Raw genomic sequence first — 21885 nt, 5'->3', positions numbered from 1 at the left:
TTGTACAGGTGACTTGTATAGTCTGCTCGGCGGGAACTCAGGTGATTGTCGCGTCGTCGATTACCGACCGCTAGATGGCTAGTTGGAGGATCCTGAATGTCGAAGGCGCGCCGGAATCCCTTGGAGCAGTTGTCTTTGGAACAGCTGCGTCGTCGCACGAGTCAGAAGTGGAGTGCTCACAGTTCCGACCTTCTTCCGCTGTGGGTTGCGGAGATGGACGTACCGTTGGCGCCCCCGGTAGCGGACGCCTTACGCAATGCCATCGACATCGGCGATACCGGGTATGCAGCGAGGCGGGGGTATGCCGAGGCTGTTGCGTGTTTCGCTTCAACGCGATGGAATTGGTCAGATCTGCCGGTCGCGGATACCCGGGTCCTGCCGGATGTGATGACCGGGATTGTCGAGGTGCTTCGCGTCAGTACCGAACCCGGTGATGCGGTCATTGTCACCACTCCGGTTTATGCACCGTTCTTCTCGTACGTTTCGCATGCCGATCGCATCATCGTCGAGGCGCCGCTCACTTCGGCTGGCCGTCTGGACATCGACTCCATCGGCGAGGCGATCGCGCGAGTGCAGTCATCGGGTCGGCGGTGCGTCGTCCTGTTGTGCAACCCGCACAACCCGACGGGCACTGTGCATACCCGGTCGGAATTGGAATCGCTTGCGCGAGTGGCTCGGGACGCTGGCGTTCGTGTGCTTTCCGACGAGATCCACGGACCGCTGGTTCTGCCGGGGGCGACGTTCATTCCATATCTCACGGTCGACAATTCGGAGAACGCGATCGCGTTCACCTCTGCTTCCAAAGGGTGGAACCTCGCGGGGCTCAAAGCTGCGATCGCCATTGCCGGGTCTGATGCAACAGAGGATCTGCGTAGCGTTCCTGCAGAAATCGACTACGCACCAAGCCATCTCGGAGTGATGTCTCACTCCGTCGCATTCGAGCAGGGGACCGCATGGCTCGACGACCTCCTCGCGGGTCTCGACGCCAACCGCACGCTGCTCGGTGATCTGATTCGGGACCATCTTCCACACGTTTCCTGGATTCCGCCGGAAGGGACTTACCTCGCTTGGCTGGATTGCAGACGAATGGGTGTGGAACGTGCCACAGACAACGGGACGTTTGCGGTGGCCACTGACATCGATGGTCCCGCAAAGCTTTTCCATGACCGGGCGCGGGTCGCTCTCAATTCCGGTCATATCTTCGGCTTAGGGGGAGAGGGGTTCGTCCGTCTCAATTTCGCGACATCGCGAACGGTGTTGACGACAGCGTTGACTCGTATGGGGGCAGCGGCCGCCACCCTGGCGTACTGAATCAGGCGCCGATTGGGCTGCGGCTCCACTGCGGCGGACATGTGAGCCCCTAACGTCTTCTTGCCCTAGCACTCGCGACACGAGCATCGGGTGCGATTGAGGTTCACCCCGAAAAGTGGACAGTGGTCACGCGGCCATCGAGGTCGCGGTCAGTGACTGTTCGTAGTCCGTGGGGCTGAGCATCCCGATCGTGGAGTGCCGACGTCGAGTGTTGTAGAAGTTCATCCAGTAGTCAACCGCAGCAACCAATTCGGCGGCATGGACGAAGATGTGACGATAGTAGTATTCGTGCTTGAACGTCGACCACAGACTTTCGGCACCGGCGTTATCCCAGCATATTCCGGTATCTCCCATCGAACGGCGTAGCCCGTATCGCTCGCACGCCTGCTTCATGATCTCTGCAGTGTACTGACTTCCTCTGTCCGAGTGCATGATTGTGCCGGCTACACCGCCGCCGCGCGCTTCGACGGCCATGTCCAAGGCTGCGATGACAAGGTCGGTCCGCATATGATCCGCCACCGACCATCCCAGAACCTTCTTCGAGTGCTCGTCCTTGATCGCACACAAATACATGTCACCTTCACCGCAGGTCAGGTACGTGATATCGGATGTCCAGACGGCATCGAGCCGGCCTTGATCGAACTGCCGTTGCACCAAGTCGTCCGGAAACGAGGCGAGCGGATCGACGACAGTGGTGCGAATCTTGAATGTCCGCGGGCTGATCCCGACGATGCCGAGTGATCGCATGAGTTTGGCGACAGTCTTCTCGGTGATGATCTCTCCGCCGTCGTGCAGTTCGGCGGTGATCCGAGGGGACCCGTACACACCTTTCGATTCTCTGTGGATGTCGAGGATCTTCACTTCCAAGTCCGCGCGGCGCTGTTTCCGTTCGCCCAATCCTGTTCGAACACTGAGTCCTTGGTTTTTGTAGAAGCCGGAGGTCGAGACATCGAGGAGCCGCGTCATCCGGTGGACCGCGAAGTTCGCGCACTCCGCAGCGATCAACGAGTAGCGCTCTACTTTTGTTGATTCGCCGCAAAGTACGCGGACGCTTTTTTCAGGAATGCGATGTCTTTCTCCTGTTCGGAGACCTGCTTGCGCAGCCGAGCAAGCTCGGTGCGTTCGGCGGCAGTCAACGGTTGATCGCCAGACTCTGCGGCAGCATCGACGCGTCGTCGTTCGTCGGCGACCCAGCGTCCGAGCAGGGCTTCGTTGATGCCCAGTTCACGGGAGACCTCGGCGATCGTGCGGCCGGAATCGATCACCCGGTGGGCGGCCTCGACTTTGTACTCGGTCGTAAAAGACCTGCGAGTGCGGGACATGAGGACATCCTCCCAGCGGAACCCTCGGTCCCGCTATCTCGGTGTCCACCATCCGGGGTGAACCTCAGATAGTGCCGCATCGTTATAGGAATGGTTCGCGGACAGCGGTTTCGTCGCGGTCGGCAGATAGGGGCGGGACTTGCCTCTGTGGCTAGAGATGCAATGCTACGCTGCTCAATTCGCGGGGTGGAATGAGAAGGATATGGACGGTTGCCCGATACTTGGTCATGACAGGTTTGGATGGTTGTAGTTCTGGGACCGAATTAGGTTTGAAATTCTCACCTAGACGAACAAGTCCTAATTAGCACTGAGGACAAGGCAGGCCTCCGCGCGTAGAGGACCTGTGGCTGCGATCCATCTTCGCGTCGAACGTCGCAGCCCTCACATTGACCTAATGCTCCTGGTGAATACCGGCCATGTTCCGGAGCTGTTCCCGGCCTCGGTGCGGACCATCGGCGTCGCCGTCCGTACGCCATCTGTGTCGCAGACTTCGGCGGCGGCCTACCTGCAGGCAGGGTTCGCAACGTGGTTCGTGGAGTTGGGCCACAGCTACTTGGGGATCTACACCATCGTTCTGCTCTTGGTGGAGTTTCCACGGTGCTCACATTTGCGCGAGCCTCGGCATCGAGCTTTAGGCACAATTCGCGCTGGAGCGGAAAGAGGGGTGGTGCCTACCCGGCCGGAACCCGCATGAGCGGACCGTTCCATGCTTATGGATAGTCATAACAAATCAGCGCTTTTTCTCGGTGGTATGTGTCGTGAAGCATAGTGTCAGTTCGCTTGATGGTGACGAGGAACCACTCCTGCTCGTTCCACGCCTGACGTCGACGAGGTGATACGGTCCGCCTTCGGGACCTTGAGTGGGCACTAGTGCACGACAAGGAGTGGCGCATGCAGAAGAAAAGCCACATTCGTTCACTCCATCCCCGATAATGCAGCGTGGGCAGTCGGCAGCACCGAGTATCCACACTGGCTGGCAGTACCTCGACGAGGCGTACCTACGGACTAACGGAGGTTTGCGATTCACCACGTGAAGATCGCGAGCCGGCCACGCGGCATGCCACCGCTATCCCTGCGGTTACGAGGAATGTCGCAATTATCTGGTTTCGCGCAGCCGCGTCGGTGAACGATAGAACGACCACACCCCCAAGGATTGCCAGGGCCGTATACGACAAGTAGGGAAAACCCCACATACGGAGTGGTAACCGCTGGCCGGTTCGATCGGCTCTGTACCTCAAAATCAGCTGGCAAATGATGATGGCAGACCACAAGACAATAGTGGTAGAGCCAACTGCGTTCAGCAGGAACCGCAATACCGTGGTGGGCCAGATGTAGTTCAAGACGACAGCTACGAATCCAAAGGATACGGAACCGAGCACCGCCAATTGCGGGACGCTTCGGGCTGTGAGTCTAGCGAACATGCGAGGTGCGCTTCCGCGTTCCGCCATCGAAAACAGCAGCCTCGATGCCCCGTACAGATTAGCGTTCAGGGAGGACAACAAAGCAGTCACAATGACGATACTCATAGCGATATCGGCGCCGGGAAGTCCGGCGAAGGTAAGGACCGCTACGAACGGACTGTTCGCCAACAACTCAGAGTCCCATGGCAGGACGGTCACCATGATGAGGACCGAGCCCACGTAGAACAAGATAATGCGCCACAAGACCGTACGAATTGCGCGACCGACGTTTCGTTCCGGATCCGGCGTCTCTGCGGCGGCAATCGTCACGATTTCCATGCCGCCGAACGAAAAGACCACCAAAAGGAGGCCAGAAGCAACACCTGCGATACCGTTCGGCATGAAGCCGCCGTGCGAGTGCAAATTCGAAAATCCTGGCGACGGAACCCCGGGAATAAAGTTAAGAAGTAGCGCGACTCCGATGACCAGGAAGACGATAATCGCACCGATCTTCAAGACGGCGAACCAAAATTCCATTTCACCGAAGTTCTTGACTCCGAGGAGATTGATTGCAGTCAGCGCCACCATGAACACAAGAGCGGAAGCCCACTGACTTGCAACCGGCCACAGCGAATGTAGTATCGATGCAGCTGCCGTTGCCTCAGCGGCAATGACGATAAATAGCTGAGCCCACCATAGCCAGCCAACTGTGGCACCTGCCGTTCGCCCCAGAGCTTTCTGTGCGAAAACGGAGATCGAGCCACTACTCGGATCCACAGCCGCCATTTCTCCTAGCATGCGCATGATCAGAACTACGAGGAAGCTGGCAATCAGGAACGCCACAAGAATCGCCGGACCGGCCGCCGTGATCCCCTTGCCTGAACCGACAAATAAACCAGTACCTATGGCGCACCCCAGACTCATCATTATGAGCTGACGTGGTTTCATGTGGCGAGCAAGGCTACTACCTTCCGCGGCAGGATGCTTTCCGGCATCGGACGTGGCCATTCCGGTCTCTATTGGGTTGGTGCTCATGGGAACCTTCTGAGTTAGGGGGATGAAAACGACACCACTGTCAGCCATAGCCACTTTGCAAGAGGGCTCAGATGACAAATAGGGGGCAGAATCGAAATATGCGCACGTTGGTGCAGCGAAGATCAGCGTGGTTCGTCGAGATCACCACCCACACCTACGACTCACTTGCATTCTATTCGAACACTTTTCCTCTGGTTTCTGGAATCGTGAGCGTGGCAACGATGGAAATCACAATGAGGGTCATCACGTAAAAGGCGAACCAATCTACGCCTCCAAGGCCAGCGATATATTGCTGAACGTACGGCGCAGTTCCGCCGAACAAAGCAACCGCTAATGCATATGGGAGTCCGATGCCAGTGGCGCGGACCTCAGTGGGGAAAAGTTCAGCGAGAACAGCCGGAAAAATAGCGGGTACACCGCCGATCGCCAGCGACATGATCGCCACAGCGAGCGCAAGGTGCACCGGCGACTGTTTCATCAAAGCGAGTGCCGGCAAGTACAGGACCAAAGTTGCCCCGAATGAAACGAGCAGCACAGGTTTGCGCCCGACCCTGTCAGAGATTCGCCCCCACACAGGCAGCGCAATAATCAAAACGGCGCTTCCCACCGCGCTAGCGGCCAACGTGGAAGAGCGTGTGAATCCGAGGGTGGTGCTGGCATATGTCGGCATATTCACAAGCCAGGCGTAGTACGCAGTCGTAAATCCCACGGTCAAACCGATGACGGTGAAAACTTCTTTACGATACTTCACAATGTTGGCGAAGATTGGCACCCGTCCCGCCGATTTATTGGCTTCGAAGACTTCGGATTCGTCCATGTTTCGTCTCATCCACAAGGTGAACAAGCCGAGCACGGCACCAACCAAGAACGGGATGCGCCACCCGAATGAGTTCATTTGCTGCTCAGTAAGAACGGCGTTCAATACGACACCCGCCAGCACAGTCAACAGGATTCCAAGAGTGCCCGAGACATAGATGAGCGTTGCCCATGTTCCACGGCGTTCGGGGGGTGCAATCTCCGACAAGAACGTCTGCGACGACGGGGTTTCGCCGCCCTGCGACAGACCCTGCACCAACCTTGCTGCCACTAGGATAATTGATGCCATCACACCGATAGATTCATGGGACGGCGTAACGGCGATCGCCAGACTGCCGGCGGAAACCATGCCAACGGCCAGAGTGAGTGCGAAGCGCCTACCTCGTGTGTCAGCGATCCATCCGAACACGATCCCGCCCAGCGGCCGAGCGATGAAGCCGACAGCAAATACGAGAAGCGTCGCGAGTAGAGCAGAAGCGGGATTGTCGGAGTTGAAGTAGGACGCTGCTATGTAGACCGCGAATGTCGCGTAGATCGTCCAGTCGAACCATTCGATGAGATTACCCAGGCCGATCGCGACCAGAGAGTGCTTCTGTTTCCGAGTCAGACGCTGCCGCGTCGGCTGTGAGTACGTCGCAGTTGGGGAGTCAGACATTGATCCTCAATCATAGGGGGGTGAGTTGCCTCACAAAAAGCGTGCCGACGGAGACTAACGCCGCCAGGGCAGCGACGTCAACAGTTGGTTGAGTTTCGGAAAAAAACTACACAGATTGTTTGAAATTGGCCGACGTAGCAGTAGATTGCATCCAGACTGGAGTGGAGATTCAACACGGAGTTGCATATCGCGGCAATCTTCCGTAGATTTTTCTTGAACAACAGGAGGTTGGATGCTGGATCCGGCGATAGCTTCGATCGAAGCGCAGGCGGACGCGTCAGCGGCCGCAATGACCAATGATGCTGCCCACGTGGTTGATGTTTTGCGTGAGCTGGTGGGGGTCCTTGGAGCCACGGTGCCTATGGGGGAGGTCATCCTCCACGACCTGGGCCGGCTACCCAATTCCATCATCGCGATCAGCGGAGACTTGACCCAACGCTCGGTCGGCGGGCCTGCAACCAACTACCTGTTGCAGAAAGTCGCATCGGGCGCCCTTGAGAACGAAATCGGTTACGCTACATTTCTTCCCGATGGCCGGGCTCTCCGTTCTTCTACGATGATCGTGCGAGGTGCCTCGGGAACACCGGTTGCAGCACTCTGCATAAACGTCGAGGTATCCTCTTGGGCTCGCGTGCGCGCAATCGCAACAGCAATGCTCGGTAACGACGATTCCATGCCGCGCCCCGTCTCTCGACTTCCGACTGAGGACTTTCCGCGCACGGTCGTCGAACTCGCGGACCACTTGATGGATCGCGCCATCGAGGATGTTCTCCCTCCGGAAACTAAGATGAAAAAGACGCACCGAATTGCGGTCGTGCAAATATTGAAGACCCGCGGTTTTTTCAACATCAAAGAAGCGGTGGAGTTAGTTGCCGACCGCCTAAATGTATCCCGCTTCACGATCTACAACTATCTCAACGAGATCAACTAGCCAGCTCTTCGACATTCACAACGGCGTCGAGCTGTACCTAGATAACTCTTCAACGAGGACTAAAATGAACTTCGCCATCGAAGCCGAATCCATTTCAGAAGAAATTGTGCAGACACGACGACTCTTGCACCGGACGCCCGAGGTCGGCCTGCGGCTGCCCAAGACGCAAGAATTCGTAAAATCTGCTCTCGATGATTTGGGAATCGAGTACACCGTAGGCACAAATTGCGACTCGGTTACAGGGTTGATTCGTGGAAAGAATCCCTCCGGACACGCCGTTCTGCTCCGCGCTGACATGGACGCTCTACCAATCCGCGAACACGCCGATGTCGACTTCGCCGCAGACAATGGAGCCATGCACGGCTGCGGACATGACCTGCACATGGCCATGCTGCTGGGCGCTGCAAGATTACTGAAGGACGTCGAGCACGAACTTGCCGGGACTGTCGTGCTGATGTTTCAGCCCGGCGAAGAAGGCCACGATGGTGCGTTGCGGATGATCGAGGAAGGCATACTCGACGCCGCAGGTACTAAGTTGGCTGCGGCGTACGCACTCCACGTCTTCTCGTCCAAATTCGAATCCGATTTCATTGGAGTGCGTCCCGGCCCAGTGATGTCTGCCTCCGACAGCTTGAGTGTGACCGTCATCGGTCAAGGCGGGCACGGATCTGCGCCGCATCAAGCCGCAGATCCGATCGCCGCTGCAGCGGCGATGATTTCAGGTCTACAGACAATGGTGACGCGCAGATTTGACATCTTCGATCCGGTCGTACTCACCTGCACATCGATCGCAGGGGGACAGCCCGGCAGCATAATCCCCGACAACGTGGAATTCACCGCAACAGTCCGCTCGTTCAGCACCGCCAGTCAAGAACGTCTGCAATCAGAATCTGAGCAGGTTCTCGCAGGCATCGCGGCAGCTCATGGCGTGCAGGTTCAGATCGACTATCAACAGTTGTATCCCGTCACGGTCAACGACCCTGTCGAGGCCTCCAGGGTGCTTCGACTTGGCCGAGCGCTGTATGGCGACAACGGAGTTCGCGAACTTGCAGCTCCGATGGCTGCATCCGAGGATTTCGCGCATATCTTGAGCCGTGTCCCCGGGGCTTTCGTTATCCTCGGCGCGACCCCCGACGGGAAATCTGCTGAGGACGCCCCATTCAACCACTCGGCCGAAGCGGTCTTTAACGAAAAGATTTTGCCTCGCGGTGCAGCGCTACTTGCATCCCTGGCGATGGATCGATTAGCGGAGAGCAGGGCATGAGCACCAACTCGTCGTGGGTAAGGAATCAATACCCGGGAGCTCAGAATCGCGTCTACCTGGATGCTGCGGCTGTGGGCCTTATTTCGCTGCGCGTATGTTCGGAAATCAACCGTGTCGCCGACGAGCATGCTCAACTAGGAGCAACGGCGGGGGTGAACTGGCGCGAGGCTCTGTCGCGAAGTCGAGAGGTCATTGCCAGACTGATAAACGGCAAATGCGACAATGTTGCCTTCACTCAGAACACAAGCACCGGACTCTCGCTCGTGGTAAACGGACTTGATTGGATGCCAGGCGACAATGTAGTGGTTCCAGCCGCTGAGTTTCCTTCGAACTTCTATCCTTGGACGACACTACGCGGTAAGGGAGTGCAGATCCGCGAGATCCCGATGACCAATGGGGCTGCCGATCTGTCCCAACTTGATAATCTATGCGACTCACGGACCCGCGTCGTCGCAATCAGTGCAGTCCAGTACTCGTCCGGCTACCGCTACAATTTAGCCCGAATAGGGGAATTCTGCCGTCAACGAGACACCCTTTTTGTGGTCGACGGGACGCAGGCTGTTGGCGCCATGGTAGTCGATGTCGACACAACCTTGATAGATGTCCTCTCAGTCAGCGCCCATAAATGGATGCTCGGCCCTTTTGGCGCCGCCTTCGTTCACCTGTCCGATCGGTCGATGAACATGCTGACACCTTCTACCGTCGGTTGGCTGAGCGTCCAGGATCCCTTCGCATTTACGCACGAGCCGCAGCTCGCGCGTGATGCTCGTCGTTTCGAGTCAGGAACGGAGAACGCAACAGGAATTGCTGGTCTGACGGCGGCTGCGGAGTTCGTGCTCGAACTTGGTCGATCACAGGTCCAACAAACGGTTCTCGACATGACGTGCGAGCTAGGCGACCTCCTTCAGGAAGCTGGCCTTCGTCTGACGCGCGGTCCTGACCAGCGACACTGGTCAGGAATCCTGATCGCCGATGCCGGCCAAAGCAACGAGGCGCTTCACGAACGACTGTCTGACGCCGGCGTGCAGTGTTCCCTCCGGGGCGGAGGCATACGGTTTTCACCGCATTACTACAACACCACAGACGACTTCACGCACACCGCTTCCCTCATCAATCGCGCGGCATCGCAACAACACTGACGAGCGAAAGACAACCGACGTGACGATCCCCCCAGACGACGATGCGACCGCAGCGGGGAGCGCCCGCACCGACGACGGGGACTGGCAGCTAGGTGCACGTTATAAACATATATCAAACTGAACGTAATCATAAAAATTGACTTACTGACGATTTTCTGTAGAAATCCAGCGAACATCCATGAAGGAACTCTGATGACTTTCACAACCTACAATCTGCGTTCGGCCGGACGTATTAAAGCCCGCCTGGCCGAACTCGGCCACAGTCTGCCGCAGGTTTCGGCGGCCGCGGGAATCTACACCCCTGCAGTTCGAACCGGATCTATCGTGTACACATCAGGCCAGCTCCCTCTTGCCGACAAACAGCTTCTGGCGACAGGACAGGTCGGTGCTGAAGTCACGGCCGACGAGGCCGCCGCACTAACGCGAGTCTGCGCGCTGAACGCCTTGGCTGCAATTGAAACCGTAGCGAAACTCGACAATGTGACGCGCATCGTCAAATTGACTGTCTTCGTTTCCTCAGCAACTGGTTTCAATGATCAGGCATTGGTCGCAAACGGCGCCAGCATGTTTCTCAAAGAGGTCTTTGATGAGTTCGGTGTTCATGCACGAAGCGCAGTAGGGGTGGCGGAATTGCCACTCGATTCGCCGGTCGAGGTCGAGTTGATTGTCGAAGTAGCGTAGCTATACGCGTGCTATGTGGCCCACACAGATTGGGTCAATCATCGAATGCACTGCCTCGGCGCGCTTAGGACCGTACGGGGGGGCGAGACCACCGGCAGTCGGCGTCGAACCAGGGACCGTTAATGGTACGAATTCTGCTCCTTCGGCCGGCCGAGGCACTTCTCAGAATACAATGAGTCGTGACCGCTAACTTAAAACCCCCTCATACCAGTTTCGGGCTCGACTGGGGAGGTCCATGCAAAGGGTCCGGTAGATCAATTCGCGAGCGCTTCGTAAAGCCGCGCGATGGGCGATGATCGGCCCCACCACTATTCGTCGCCCAACTCTGTTCCCGCGCACTCATCGTTTCGTCCCATCCGAGAGCCGGGCATCTAGTAACTCGTATGGTGCTCGGCGGGCACTCAGGTAGTCGACAAATAGTCGATTGCCTACCGTGAACTAGTGGCTGGAGGATCCTGAATGTCGAAGGCGCGCCGGAATCCCTTGGAGCAGTTGTCTTTAAAACAGCTGCGTCGTCGCACGAGTCAGAAGTGGAGTGCTCACAGTCCCGACCTCCGTTCTTCTCGTACGTCTCGCATGCCGATCGCACAATCGTCGAGGCACCGCTCACCCCGACTGGCCGGCTGGACATCGACTCCATCGGCGAGGCGATCACGCGAGTGCAAGCATCGGGCCGTCGGTGCGTCGTCCTACTGTGCAATCCGCACAACCTCACCGGCACCGTGCATACCCGATCCGAACTGGAATCGCTTGCGCGGGTAGCGAGGGTCGCTAGCATTCGTGTGATCTCTGACGAGATCCACGGACCGCTGGTGCTGCCGGGGGCGACGTTCATCCCCTATCTCACGGTCACGAATTCAGAGAACGCAATCGCAGAAAGGGCGGCGCACTCGACGGGCAGCACCGTGAGTGTCCATTCCAATTTACTTGTCTATCCACAGGAATGCGATCAGGATGCGCGTCAGAAGCTCGGAGACCGAGCGTTCGCAGCGACCTACCGGAAGGGTCAAGGTTTTGGATTCGATGTGGGGATTTCCTACGCTCTCCACGAACAGCTTGCCGACGCCTCCCGATCCGACCAGGCACATCGACGCGACTGACCAAACGGGAACGGCAAGTCGCCGGCCTTGTCTCCGAATGGCTGACCAACCAGGCCACCGCATCCCACCTAGTGATCTCACCCCGCGCCGCGCAAGGCCATGTCGAGCACATCCTGGCCAAACTGGGATTTCCTCCCGAACACCGGCCGCGGACTGGGTCATCGAGCAGACAAACGACAAGTCCTGACGAAAGTTTCTCAGAGATGGACTGATTGGTCAGCTCAACGAAGGATTGGCCAGGCGGCCGCAGTTACGGGCAAGTAGATGCAGACATGATGAAGCCGTCGGCGCCGAGGCAGTTGTCGTGGTCGGCACCACTTGTGGATCCGTCAGCTGCTGCGTCGGTCGGCAGTGTTTGTGCATCGCCGGGTGTTAGGTCCCGAGCGGTCAGGGCAAGTCTGTACGTCGGATACTGTGATTGTCAGATCCGGCTCGTAGTCGGACGCCTTACCTCCCTGGGATTATGCGAGGCATTCTGCGGCGTCAGGAAAATTCGTGGAGTTGATGATTTTTGTCTGCCGAAAGGGTCGGATGAAAACGTGTTTCAATCTCCTCGAATCCAGAACTGTGCCAAGGCTAAACCGCCGGCACACAGCGCGGTTGTAACTGCTGTCGCGATCAATCCGTGTCCCGTGACAGCGACCATGCCGCCGGCGGTGACCGTAGCAATGGCGATGACTGATGTGTTGGAGCGTCGCCAGCCACTATCTGTCATGGCATCCTTCATTTGAGACGTGAGATCAATGAGCGCAAAAGTAGATTCGTAGTCCACGGCACCAGTCGAGAGATGCTTCGCTTTGGGAATGCCTCGACGGCTCACCTGCCTCCGAGCCCCCGGAGAGGCCTGTGTGGCCCCCGGATCAAAGAGTATGAATCGTCTCCAGCGCGGCGTGATCCTGTACGCGCCCAACAGGGTTGAGATATCTGAGCTTCACGTAGGCGAGTCCGATCTGCAATCCGGGCTGTCAGATGACGGTGAGGAAGCCGAGAACAGCTGCGACTGCGGCGAGAACGGCGAGTCCGATCTGCAATCCGGGTGCCTCTTTGCGGCGTAGATGTACTACGGCCGCGCCGAGCATGACGATGGTCAGCGCGGTTGCTGCGATGGGGGAGAGGGCGGGGGCGACGTTCGTTGCAGCGGGCACGATCAGTCCGATGGCGCCGAGGACTTCGGCCGCTCCGATGAGTTTGACCGTGGAGGAGGGAAAATCTTCGACCCACGTCAAGCCTTTCTCCACCAGAGCAGGCTTGGGTTGGGTGAGTTTCATCAGACCCGCAGCGAGAAAGACAAGTGCGGCGAGGCCGGCGACGATGTAGAAGGCGATGGTCATTGAAGCTCCTCTGGGGTGTTGATCAGCGAAGAAAGTGTTGAAGAGCCGGGTTACTTGGTGAGAGAGAATCCGCCGGTGAAGCCGATTTGCTGACCGATCGCGAGCTGAAGCTGAAGGAAACCAACCGCTTCGAGTTCACGTGCTGCTGTCAGAGCACCGGCGTCGATGACATCGATACCACCTGCAGTGATCGCGGAGGTGAGGGCTGCTTTGGCGTCGCCATCGTCGCCGGCGACGAGCACAGCTACATGGTTGGCCCCGACGGTCCTGGCAACGAGTGAAGCAGCGAAATTGGTGTTGAACGCTTTGAGCACAGTAGCGCCGGGAAGTTTCGAGGCCAGTTCCGCTGCGGCGGAGCTGTCCGCGGGCACGGCCAGTTGGAAGGTCTCGAAGTTCATTGGATTGCTGATGTCGACGACGATCTTGCCGACGAACTGGGCGCTGTAGTCGGCCACGATCTGATCGTGGGCGGCATAGGGAACGGCGAGGATTACGATGTCGCCGTTGACGATCACGTTCGTGGTGGAGGTATCGACGCGTTCGACTTCGGTCCCACCTGCGGTCAGAATGGTCTCGATGGCCGAGCCCATGGCGCCTTTACCGAAAATTGTTGCACTGCTCAAGATGTCTCCTTCGGGTCAACAAGGTCGTTCGCGTGCTGATCCCCGGTTCAAGTTTCACTTTCCGAGGCAAGCGAATCTTGGGCCTTAAAATTTTCCCTGTCAAGTGACAGTGGGCTAAAATCCAGTTATGAAACGGGACGAGGTGCGATGGTTGGACGAGAGTGAAGCTGCGGCGTGGGTGCCACTTGTGTCAGCTGCGATGTGGCTACCGACCGCGCTCGACATTCAGTTGGTGCGCGATGCCGGACTCAGCCACTTCGAGTACGGAGTGCTGTCGGGGCTGTCGATGCAGGCGGATCGATCGTTGCGACTCCGCGATCTGGCTAAGTCCGCCAACAGCACATTCTCGCGTTTGTCGAAGGTTATCGACCGGCTCTCGGACCAAGGCTGGGTAGAGCGTCGGCCCGATCCACAAGATGGCCGGAGCACACAGGCAGTCTTGACCGAAGCCGGATGGGACAAAGTAGTCGCTACCGCGCCCGGTCATGTCAACAGGGTTAGAGAACTGATCTTCGACAGGCTCACACGCGCAGAGATAAAACAGCTCGGCGCAATCGCGGTGAAGATCTCCGCCGCAGTGGGACCCGACGGCGCATCCTCCGAAAAACTGATATGACAAACGTCTTGCTCACGCGCTGAAACCGAACCAAGGTGGCCTTCCAGCATGTGCCCGATGAACAATCCCGGGTGCAGCGGTGGGAATCTTGATTTGATCGACCGCGATTCCCGACTTGAGTGGTGGCGGCCAGATGTGCATTCTTGAACAAATTAAGGGCCTACGCAATTGTTTCGGTGGTCAAGTTTCGAGTGCAGCAGCTTTCGGGTGCAGCAGGACATCACACAGAGCGTTCAGGCCGCGGGGTGCAGTTCGGTCCGGTTACTTCACCCCACCAGGCTATCTATTGCGTTACAGACGAATTGGCGTTCGCAGTATTGGATGCTGTCGCGCGTCCGGGACTGTCCGTACCTGACGACCTATCGGTGGTCGGCTTCGACAAGAGGTGGGCGATGATCGACCCACCACTATTCGTCGCCAACTCTGTTCCCGCTCGTATCGTTTCGTCCCATTCGAGAGCCGGGCATCTAATGACTTGTATAGTGCTCGGCGGGCACTCAGGTAGTCAACAAATAGTCGATTGCTGACCATGCACTGTTAGTTGGAGGATCCTGAATGTCGAAGGCGCGCCGGAATCCCTTGGAGCAGTTGTCTTTGGAACAGCTGCGTCGTCGCACGAGTCAGAAGTGGAGTGCTCACAGTTCCGACCTTCTTCCGCTGTGGGTTGCGGAGATGGACGTACCGTTGGCGCCCCCGGTAGCGGACGCCTTACGCAATGCCATCGACATCGGCGATACCGGGTATGCAGCGAGGCGGGGGTATGCCGAGGCTGTTGCGTGTTTCGCTTCAACGCGATGGAATTGGTCAGATCTGCCGGTCGCGGATACCCGGGTCCTGCCGGATGTGATGACCGGGATTGTCGAGGTGCTTCGCGTCAGTACCGAACCCGGTGATGCGGTCATTGTCACCACTCCGGTTTATGCACCGTTCTTCTCGTACGTTTCGCATGCCGATCGCATCATCGTCGAGGCGCCGCTCACTTCGGCTGGCCGTCTGGACATCGACTCCATCGGCGAGGCGATCGCGCGAGTGCAGTCATCGGGTCGGCGGTGCGTCGTCCTGTTGTGCAACCCGCACAACCCGACGGGCACTGTGCATACCCGGTCGGAATTGGAATCGCTTGCGCGAGTGGCTCGGGACGCTGGCGTTCGTGTGCTTTCCGACGAGATCCACGGACCGCTGGTTCTGCCGGGGGCGACGTTCATTCCATATCTCACGGTCGACAATTCGGAGAACGCGATCGCGTTCACCTCTGCTTCCAAAGGGTGGAACCTCGCGGGGCTCAAAGCTGCGATCGCCATTGCCGGGTCTGATGCAACAGAGGATCTGCGTAGCGTTCCTGCAGAAATCGACTACGCACCAAGCCATCTCGGAGTGATGTCTCACTCCGTCGCATTCGAGCAGGGGACCGCATGGCTCGACGACCTCCTCGCGGGTCTCGACGCCAACCGCACGCTGCTCGGTGATCTGATTCGGGACCATCTTCCACACGTTTCCTGGATTCCGCCGGAAGGGACTTACCTCGCTTGGCTGGATTGCAGACGAATGGGTGTGGAACGTGCCACAGACAACGGGACGTTTGCGGTGGCCACTGACATCGATGGTCCCGCAAAGCTTTTCCATGACCGGGCGCGGGTCGCTCTCAATTCCGGTCATATCTTCGGCTTAGGGGGAGAGGGGTTCGTCCGTCTCAATTTCGCGACATCGCGAACGGTGTTGACGACAGCGTTGACTCGTATGGGGGCAGCGGCCGCCACCCTGGCGTACTGAATCAAACCCCGATTTGGATCACCTCGGTAACCGCAGAACATGCGGACCCTGGCGTCTTCAGGTGTGTGGAAGTCCCAGACGTGAGTATCAGGCGCATGCGGAACCGCATCGGTATGGGGACTGGATCGCGGACCGGCGGTTAGGTCGTGGTCGGCTGATAGGGGAGGGGGTATTGCCTGTGCGATTGGAGATGCCATGCTGCGGTGTTCCATTCGCTGGCCGGTCGGGTCTGAACGAGAAGGATTAGGGGCGGTTGTCCGATACTGCGACCGAGACGCCGACTCCAATGATCGAGAGACCTCCTATGCGTCCGAAGGCTAGCATCGCTTTGGGTGATTTCGTTATCCAGGTACGGGCACGGCCAGCGAGTAGGGCCCAGGATGTGTCGGTTGCCAATCCGATGACCAGCGGCACGATGCCTAGAAGAAGAAACTGTAGGGGCACGTTTCCTGCGGCCTGATTGATGAACTGCGGCACGATTGCCGTAAATAGCACGAAACTTTTCGGATTCGTCAATCCCACAATTATTCCTGTGCGGGTCGCTTTCCCAACAGACTCCGCACAAGTCCGTGCCGGAGGATTTTCGGCCTGAAGTGGCGCATGACAAAATGTGCGAATCCCTAGCCAGAACAAATATGCTATGAGGTTCACCCCGGATGGTGGACACCGAGATAGCGGGACCGAGGGTTCCGCTGGGAGGATGTCCTCATGTCCCGCACTCGCAGGTCTTTTACGACCGAGTACAAAGTCGAGGCCGCCCACCGGGTGATCGATTCCGGCCGCACGATCGCCGAGGTCTCCCGTGAACTGGGCATCAACGAAGCCCTGCTCGGACGCTGGGTCGCCGACGAACGACGACGCGTCGATGCTGCCGCAGAGTCTGGCGATCAACCGTTGACTGCCGCCGAACGCACCGAGCTTGCTCGGCTGCGCAAGCAGGTCTCCGAACAGGAGAAAGACATCGCATTCCTGAAAAAAGCGTCCGCGTACTTTGCGGCGAATCAACAAAAGTAGAGCGCTACTCGTTGATCGCTGCGGAGTGCGCGAACTTCGCGGTCCACCGGATGACGCGGCTCCTCGATGTCTCGACCTCCGGCTTCTACAAAAACCAAGGACTCAGTGTTCGAACAGGATTGGGCGAACGGAAACAGCGCCGCGCGGACTTGGAAGTGAAGATCCTCGACATCCACAGAGAATCGAAAGGTGTGTACGGGTCCCCTCGGATCACCGCCGAACTGCACGACGGCGGAGAGATCATCACCGAGAAGACTGTCGCCAAACTCATGCGATCACTCGGCATCGTCGGGATCAGCCCGCGGACATTCAAGATTCGCACCACTGTCGTCGATCCGCTCGCCTCGTTTCCGGACGACTTGGTGCAACGGCAGTTCGATCAAGGCCGGCTCGATGCCGTCTGGACATCCGATATCACGTACCTGACCTGCGGTGAAGGTGACATGTATTTGTGTGCGATCAAGGACGAGCACTCGAAGAAGGTTCTGGGATGGTCGGTGGCGGATCATATGCGGACCGACCTTGTCATCGCAGCCTTGGACATGGCCGTCGAAGCGCGCGGCGGCGGTGTAGCCGGCACAATCATGCACTCGGACAGAGGAAGTCAGTACACTGCAGAGATCATGAAGCAGGCGTGCGAGCGATACGGGCTACGCCGTTCGATGGGAGATACCGGAATATGCTGGGATAACGCCGGTGCCGAAAGTCTGTGGTCGACGTTCAAGCACGAATACTACTATCGTCACATCTTCGTCCATGCCGCCGAATTGGTTGCTGCGGTTGACTACTGGATGAACTTCTACAACACTCGACGTCGGCACTCCACGATCGGGATGCTCAGCCCCACGGACTACGAACAGTCACTGACCGCGACCTCGATGGCCGCGTGACCACTGTCCACTTTTCGGGGTGAACCTCACTATGCCAGCCCACTTGATCGTGTGAACAAGAATTTCGAAACGTTCGAGAAGAGAACCGAGACCGAACGCAACAACCACACCAACCGTGTAACACCCGACTGCGTTGCCGACAACACTCGATAATACGCTTAAGCGTCCATAGCTCAGGGCACGACCAACTACGAACATGACGCTTGGACCTGGCACCACGATCAATACGAAACACGCCACTCCTATTGCGCCTACTTGGTTTATAGTGACCATCCGCGAATCCTAGCGTGGGTTTTGCCCAGACCGGGACGGCGCCAGTCAGTGATCGCCCACCCCCGCGGGGAAACTCTGTGTGTACCAACAACTGGGTCAATTTTGACGGCGCCGTAGCGCCCAGGCCGCCGACGCTGTGGGAGCATCAATCCAGCGCCAGTTGGGGATAGAAACGGAGGTTCAGTTGTGTCCGACTGAATGATTTGTACAGGTCGTGTGATGCCCAACTAGTTTACTGCGATCTGTACAAGACAGGGCTTGTGTGCCGAAGCAGTCGGACTGTAGCGAACGCTTCGCGGCTGGATGCGCTTTCGCGAGGGGAAGACGAGGTGGGATCCGAGTGACAACAGTGACCCCATGGCGTGGTCACAGGTTCAAAGTCCTTCGCAGTCGGCTGCGGTATTCTTCGCTCCGAGGGTCGATCTGCCGGCGCGTGCATAGGTTTGTTCGTCTCGAGGGTCTTGCCGAGGCGCATCCGGGCCTAATCTAGCGGTCATATCACTGAGAGTCCGCAGCGCGCATGGTCACGGTTCACGTCTTGGACTTCGTATGGGTCCACTAAAATCCTTCCTCCGTTCTGGTCTTCTCCGAATCGGCGTCCCGGCTGCCGGTCGCATCATGAACACGTCGTTGTCGCGGAGCGTCCTAGCTTGGCCGCACCACTTTGCTAAGTCCCCCTCAATTCACCGTTATTCTAGAGGCGACATTTTGTTCGGCGACGAAGTGGACGCTGACGAACAGTTGCGTTGTACGTTTCGGCGAAACGCCCACCTGCCTATCATGTGAGATCCCCTTCGGGAGGGGAAAGAAAGATGGTCTTCACGCTTGTATAGCCTTGGCCCGCGAAGATTGCAGTCGACTAGCTGTTGTGGGTATGGACGTTGTTGACGCGGGACTGAAGTAGACGGGCTGGTCCTCGGCGTAAGAATGGGAGTTGCGACACAACCGTTCTCGACCAAAAAGGACCAGCCCTGTGACACACCGTAATGCCCCACTCACTGTCGAAGGAAGACGACGACTCGTCGAGCGGTGCCAGAGTCGTCCGATCGCCCACGTCGCCGCCGAAATGGGGATTTCACGACAATGCGCCTCCACCTGGGTCAACCGGTATCGCAAGTTCGGTGAGCTGGGATTACAGGACCGGTCCAGTACGCCACATCATCAGCCGACCGCCACAGCCGCGGGCATCGTGGCCGAGATCGAAGCGATGCGCCGAACCCGGAAATGGTCGGCCTCACGCATCACTTTCGAACTGGGAACCGACGGCATCGTCATTGCCCGTCGAACGGTCACGAGAATCCTGAGAGGCCTGGGATTGCACCGTCGCCGGTTCATCGACCCGAACGGCGAAACCAACCGAAAACCGCAGGTCATCGTTGCGAAACGACCTGGCCAGATGGTGCATGTCGACATCAAGAAGGTCGGGAAGATCCCGGACGGCGGCGGGTGGCGTGCCCACGGCCGCGGCTCCGAGCAGGCCAAACGATCACAGCGCCGGAAAACGAAGAACAAGCAGGCCCGCATCGGCTACACCTACCTGCATTCCGCATTCCGCGATCGACGGTAACACCCGCCTGGCGTACACCGAAGCCAGGAACAACGAAACCGCCGCAACAGCCATCGATTTCATGAACAACGCCCGCGTCTTCTTCGCCGCACACGGCATCACCCGGATCGAGCGCGTGATCACCGACAACGGATCATGCTATCGGGCAGCAGATTTCACATCTTCACTCCGCGAAGCTCGGCACTACCGCATCCGGCCGTACACCCCGAAACACAACGGGAAAGTCGAACGGTACAACCGCATCTTCGCCGAAGAACTGCTGTACTCCCGCGAGTACACCAGCGAAGCCCAGCGTCGCACCGCCGTCGAAGTCTGGTGCCTCTCTATTTGTCAAGCGGCAGTGAGGGATTCTCTCGATATGGCTCGAATGCCCCGTTTTTCATCTGCGAGCATGGCTCGCCACAGGTGTGTAGCGAGGTGCCGTTTAAGTGCGCGAGCGGCGGTCCGGGGTGTTTTTCCTTCAGCGATTTTCTTGTCGTAGAACGCTCGTCCCGTGCTCGACGGCATCCGGATCTGGATCATGGCGATCGTGTAGAGGGCGGAGTTCAGTTGCCGATCGCCGAATCTCGACAATCGGTGATGGGAGGAGTCGGCGCTGGCGATCTGGACGGGTGCAGTTCCGGTGTAGCTGGCATACGCAGCAGCGGTGGGGAACCGGCTGGCTCGGCCGCTGCGGCCTAGGATGCGGGCAGCAAGAACTGGACCGACTCCGTCGATATTGCGCAGATGTGTGCCGTGCTCGTCGAGCAACGCGGTGATCTTGCGGCTGTTCGCCGCGAGCTGTTCGTCGAACCGCGCGAAGTCCGTGATCAGCTCCTTGGCCAGTTCGAGTCGGATCTTGTCCGGTGCGGTTCTGGCCCGAAAGCCTCGGATCGCGGCAGCAGCTTTTTTGGGTGTCAACGACGTTGGCGCACCGCCGGCCATCAGCTCACGTAATAAGGCGTGAAGTTGATTAACGGTGCGAGTTCGACTGGACGACAGATTGACTCGCCGCTCGTCGAGCAAAGCAAGCGCATCGTTGACGGTCTCCGGATAGACCTGCCTGGCGTCGCCGTGCAGAGCTGCGACGCTGGCTGCGGCCGCAGCGTCGATGCGGTCGTTCTTGCGTCGTCCACCACGGGAGAGTTCACGTACTCGGGCGGTGGCGGTAGTGGGAATATCGTGCACGACCTCACCGATGGCAAGGAGCCACAGTGCGAGGTGGTGCCCGAGGCCGTCGGCGTTCTCGATGGCCCAGCGTCGGTCCGGCCAGGCTTTGGCCCAAACGATTAATCGCTTGTATTCGATGACCGAGGCGTCGATGCGGATCGAACCGAGATCGGTGTTGGTGGCGGAGTCGAGTGCGGTCGCAGTATGGGTGGACTTGTGTGGATCGATACCGATGACGATCATGGGGTTCGGTTCCCTTTTCGCTCGATGGATGGGGGATCCGCGGTGGACAATCCGACTTCAAGTACCTCTCACAGCAGCTTGTGGTCACGCCTCTCTCGAGTCACACCGCGAACGCAGACCGGAGGGGGTGACACACCAGACAAGAGTCATCCCGACTGCGGGAGACAGAATGTTCACGAGTCATTCCTTCCGGCCTGCTACGACACGCTATGGGCTGCAATCCCGGTCACTTGCCGTGACACTCATATAAGTCGGAATGTTCACTACAATTACCACCGACCGCATTCAGCACGCGGAGGACGACCGCCCGCCGCTTACCGCCGGCACCGCGTCACCAACGTCCGTTCCTCCTACAACTAGCCGAAAGCGGTTGCTGTGCTCAGATACGGAGGATGAAACAGTAACCAGCGGTCGCGATGCTATCCACAACAAAGGTTCACAGCCAATGCAAGAATTAGTGCGAGATTAGTTTTGCTGCACTGGTTTCAGTGCAAAACATGCGCAGACGAGAACGTACGCTGCAACGCGGAATTATGTTTTTGCCCAGCAGATCAAAATCTACTTAGTATTTCACGTCGGTGCTCACGATCGAGCTCGGCCCCGGCTCCTGACCGGTATCGATGAGCTCCTGATTCCGCCAGTTGTAGATCGTCTGCTCGGTGACAGCGAGACCTGAGGCGACCTCGGCGACCGTGCGGCCTGGCTTTAACAAATCGAGGACTTTCGGCGAAACTCGGGCGGATTATGTCGGGGCA

23 protein-coding genes and 2 pseudogenes are annotated in these 21885 nt (G+C 58.1%); 14 read left to right on the top strand and 11 right to left on the bottom strand.

Features of this window, described 5'->3' with window-relative positions; translation table 11 throughout:
- Nucleotides 1–96 precede the first annotated feature (96 nt).
- Nucleotides 97–1311, top strand: coding sequence for a MalY/PatB family protein (locus tag H351_RS29540; RefSeq protein ID WP_029256962.1), 1215 nt, complete (start codon nucleotides 97–99; stop codon nucleotides 1309–1311).
- A gap of 126 nt (nucleotides 1312–1437) precedes the next feature.
- Here H351_RS29540 and H351_RS29535 read toward each other — a convergent pair whose 3' ends face one another.
- From H351_RS29535 to H351_RS29515, 4 genes are all read right to left on the bottom strand, one after another.
- Entirely contained in the window at nucleotides 1438–2376 is a 939-nt protein-coding gene (locus H351_RS29535) for an IS3 family transposase (protein ID WP_230793658.1), read from the bottom strand.
- Entirely contained in the window at nucleotides 2328–2633 is a 306-nt protein-coding gene (locus H351_RS29530) for a transposase (protein ID WP_029256938.1), read from the bottom strand. The genes H351_RS29535 and H351_RS29530 overlap by 49 nt, the downstream gene beginning before the upstream one ends.
- A gap of 998 nt (nucleotides 2634–3631) precedes the next feature.
- Entirely contained in the window at nucleotides 3632–5041 is a 1410-nt protein-coding gene (locus tag H351_RS29520; RefSeq protein WP_029256964.1) for an amino acid permease, read from the bottom strand.
- A 199-nt stretch (nucleotides 5042–5240) separates the two neighbouring features.
- On the bottom strand, nucleotides 5241–6539 hold the full coding sequence (locus tag H351_RS29515; RefSeq protein WP_029256965.1) for an MFS transporter: 1299 nt from the start codon (nucleotides 6537–6539) through the stop codon (nucleotides 5241–5243).
- A 232-nt stretch (nucleotides 6540–6771) separates the two neighbouring features.
- Between H351_RS29515 and H351_RS29510 the strand changes: the two genes are divergently transcribed.
- From H351_RS29510 to H351_RS31985, 6 genes are all read left to right on the top strand, one after another.
- On the top strand, nucleotides 6772–7470 hold the full coding sequence (locus H351_RS29510) for a helix-turn-helix transcriptional regulator (RefSeq protein ID WP_051636548.1): 699 nt from the start codon (nucleotides 6772–6774) through the stop codon (nucleotides 7468–7470).
- 64 nt (nucleotides 7471–7534) lie between these two features.
- Entirely contained in the window at nucleotides 7535–8734 is a 1200-nt protein-coding gene (locus H351_RS29505) for a M20 metallopeptidase family protein (RefSeq protein WP_029256967.1), read from the top strand.
- Complete coding sequence (locus H351_RS29500) at nucleotides 8731–9873, top strand: aminotransferase class V-fold PLP-dependent enzyme (protein WP_051636549.1); 1143 nt, start codon at nucleotides 8731–8733, stop codon at nucleotides 9871–9873. The genes H351_RS29505 and H351_RS29500 overlap by 4 nt, the downstream gene beginning before the upstream one ends.
- Before the next feature lie 192 nt (nucleotides 9874–10065).
- Nucleotides 10066–10554 carry a RidA family protein gene (locus H351_RS29495; RefSeq protein WP_051636550.1) on the top strand — a complete coding sequence of 163 codons (489 nt, stop codon included), beginning with the start codon at nucleotides 10066–10068 and terminating at the stop codon, nucleotides 10552–10554.
- A gap of 530 nt (nucleotides 10555–11084) precedes the next feature.
- Entirely contained in the window at nucleotides 11085–11654 is a 570-nt protein-coding gene (locus H351_RS32990) for an aminotransferase class I/II-fold pyridoxal phosphate-dependent enzyme (protein ID WP_051636551.1), read from the top strand.
- Nucleotides 11573–11866 (top strand): response regulator transcription factor, encoded by a 294-nt coding sequence (locus H351_RS31985; RefSeq protein WP_420876508.1) that lies wholly within the window; start codon nucleotides 11573–11575, stop codon nucleotides 11864–11866. Before H351_RS32990 ends, H351_RS31985 begins: the two co-directional genes overlap by 82 nt.
- 332 nt (nucleotides 11867–12198) lie before the next feature.
- On the opposite strand, the gene H351_RS29485 is transcribed toward H351_RS31985, so the two are convergent.
- The 3 genes from H351_RS29485 to H351_RS29475 form a co-directional block, all read right to left on the bottom strand.
- On the bottom strand, nucleotides 12199–12426 hold the full coding sequence (locus H351_RS29485; RefSeq protein ID WP_144440152.1) for a hypothetical protein: 228 nt from the start codon (nucleotides 12424–12426) through the stop codon (nucleotides 12199–12201).
- Between the two features lie 193 nt (nucleotides 12427–12619).
- Nucleotides 12620–12985 carry a DoxX family protein gene (locus H351_RS29480; RefSeq protein ID WP_029256972.1) on the bottom strand — a complete coding sequence of 122 codons (366 nt, stop codon included), beginning with the start codon at nucleotides 12983–12985 and terminating at the stop codon, nucleotides 12620–12622.
- A 50-nt stretch (nucleotides 12986–13035) separates the two neighbouring features.
- Nucleotides 13036–13608, bottom strand: a complete 573-nt coding sequence (locus H351_RS29475; RefSeq protein WP_029256973.1) for an NADPH-dependent F420 reductase — start codon at nucleotides 13606–13608, stop codon at nucleotides 13036–13038.
- A 127-nt stretch (nucleotides 13609–13735) separates the two neighbouring features.
- On the opposite strand from H351_RS29475, the gene H351_RS29470 reads away from it, so the two are divergent.
- From H351_RS29470 to H351_RS29465, 3 genes are all read left to right on the top strand, one after another.
- The gene (locus H351_RS29470; RefSeq protein WP_029256974.1) at nucleotides 13736–14224 is read left to right on the top strand and encodes a MarR family winged helix-turn-helix transcriptional regulator; all 489 of its coding nucleotides are present in this window, start codon (nucleotides 13736–13738) and stop codon (nucleotides 14222–14224) included.
- A 119-nt stretch (nucleotides 14225–14343) separates the two neighbouring features.
- Nucleotides 14344–14751, top strand: coding sequence for a substrate-binding domain-containing protein (locus H351_RS31660; protein WP_081051222.1), 408 nt, complete (start codon nucleotides 14344–14346; stop codon nucleotides 14749–14751).
- A gap of 28 nt (nucleotides 14752–14779) precedes the next feature.
- The gene (locus H351_RS29465; protein WP_029256962.1) at nucleotides 14780–15994 is read left to right on the top strand and encodes a MalY/PatB family protein; all 1215 of its coding nucleotides are present in this window, start codon (nucleotides 14780–14782) and stop codon (nucleotides 15992–15994) included.
- A gap of 243 nt (nucleotides 15995–16237) precedes the next feature.
- On the opposite strand, the gene H351_RS32985 is transcribed toward H351_RS29465, so the two are convergent.
- The gene (locus H351_RS32985) at nucleotides 16238–16645 is read right to left on the bottom strand and encodes a LysE family translocator (protein ID WP_158510658.1); all 408 of its coding nucleotides are present in this window, start codon (nucleotides 16643–16645) and stop codon (nucleotides 16238–16240) included.
- 57 nt (nucleotides 16646–16702) lie between these two features.
- Here H351_RS32985 and H351_RS29455 point away from each other — a divergent pair, with 57 nt between their 5' ends.
- Together H351_RS29455 and H351_RS29450 are read left to right on the top strand one after the other, a co-directional pair.
- Nucleotides 16703–17008 (top strand): transposase, encoded by a 306-nt coding sequence (locus tag H351_RS29455; RefSeq protein ID WP_029256938.1) that lies wholly within the window; start codon nucleotides 16703–16705, stop codon nucleotides 17006–17008.
- Complete coding sequence (locus tag H351_RS29450) at nucleotides 16960–17898, top strand: IS3 family transposase (protein ID WP_230793658.1); 939 nt, start codon at nucleotides 16960–16962, stop codon at nucleotides 17896–17898. The genes H351_RS29455 and H351_RS29450 overlap by 49 nt, the downstream gene beginning before the upstream one ends.
- Here the strand turns inward: H351_RS29450 and H351_RS31980 are convergent.
- On the bottom strand, nucleotides 17869–18171 hold the full coding sequence (locus H351_RS31980) for a LysE family translocator (RefSeq protein ID WP_144440150.1): 303 nt from the start codon (nucleotides 18169–18171) through the stop codon (nucleotides 17869–17871). The two genes, H351_RS29450 and H351_RS31980, sit on opposite strands and share 30 nt — an antisense overlap.
- Nucleotides 18172–19144: 973 nt before the next feature.
- On the opposite strand from H351_RS31980, the pseudogene H351_RS29445 reads away from it, so the two are divergent.
- Nucleotides 19145–20054 (top strand): annotated as a pseudogene (locus H351_RS29445) (IS481 family transposase); the annotation flags it as partial.
- Between the two features lie 14 nt (nucleotides 20055–20068).
- Here the strand turns inward: H351_RS29445 and H351_RS29440 are convergent.
- Nucleotides 20069–21130, bottom strand: coding sequence for an IS110 family RNA-guided transposase (locus H351_RS29440; protein WP_029256907.1), 1062 nt, complete (start codon nucleotides 21128–21130; stop codon nucleotides 20069–20071).
- 255 nt (nucleotides 21131–21385) lie between these two features.
- Here H351_RS29440 and H351_RS32380 point away from each other — a divergent pair.
- Nucleotides 21386–21490 (top strand): annotated as a pseudogene (locus H351_RS32380) (IS481 family transposase); the annotation flags it as partial.
- Between the two features lie 202 nt (nucleotides 21491–21692).
- Here H351_RS32380 and H351_RS32980 read toward each other — a convergent pair.
- Nucleotides 21693–21842, bottom strand: coding sequence for a transposase (locus tag H351_RS32980; protein WP_144440149.1), 150 nt, complete (start codon nucleotides 21840–21842; stop codon nucleotides 21693–21695).
- Nucleotides 21843–21885: the final 43 nt, after the last annotated feature.

It is taken from the genome of Rhodococcus erythropolis R138 (assembly GCF_000696675.2).
Lineage (GTDB): Bacteria > Actinomycetota > Actinomycetes > Mycobacteriales > Mycobacteriaceae > Rhodococcus_F > Rhodococcus_F erythropolis.
Note: the sequence above shows the minus strand (reverse complement) of the source record. Positions and strands in the feature narration are given on the sequence as shown.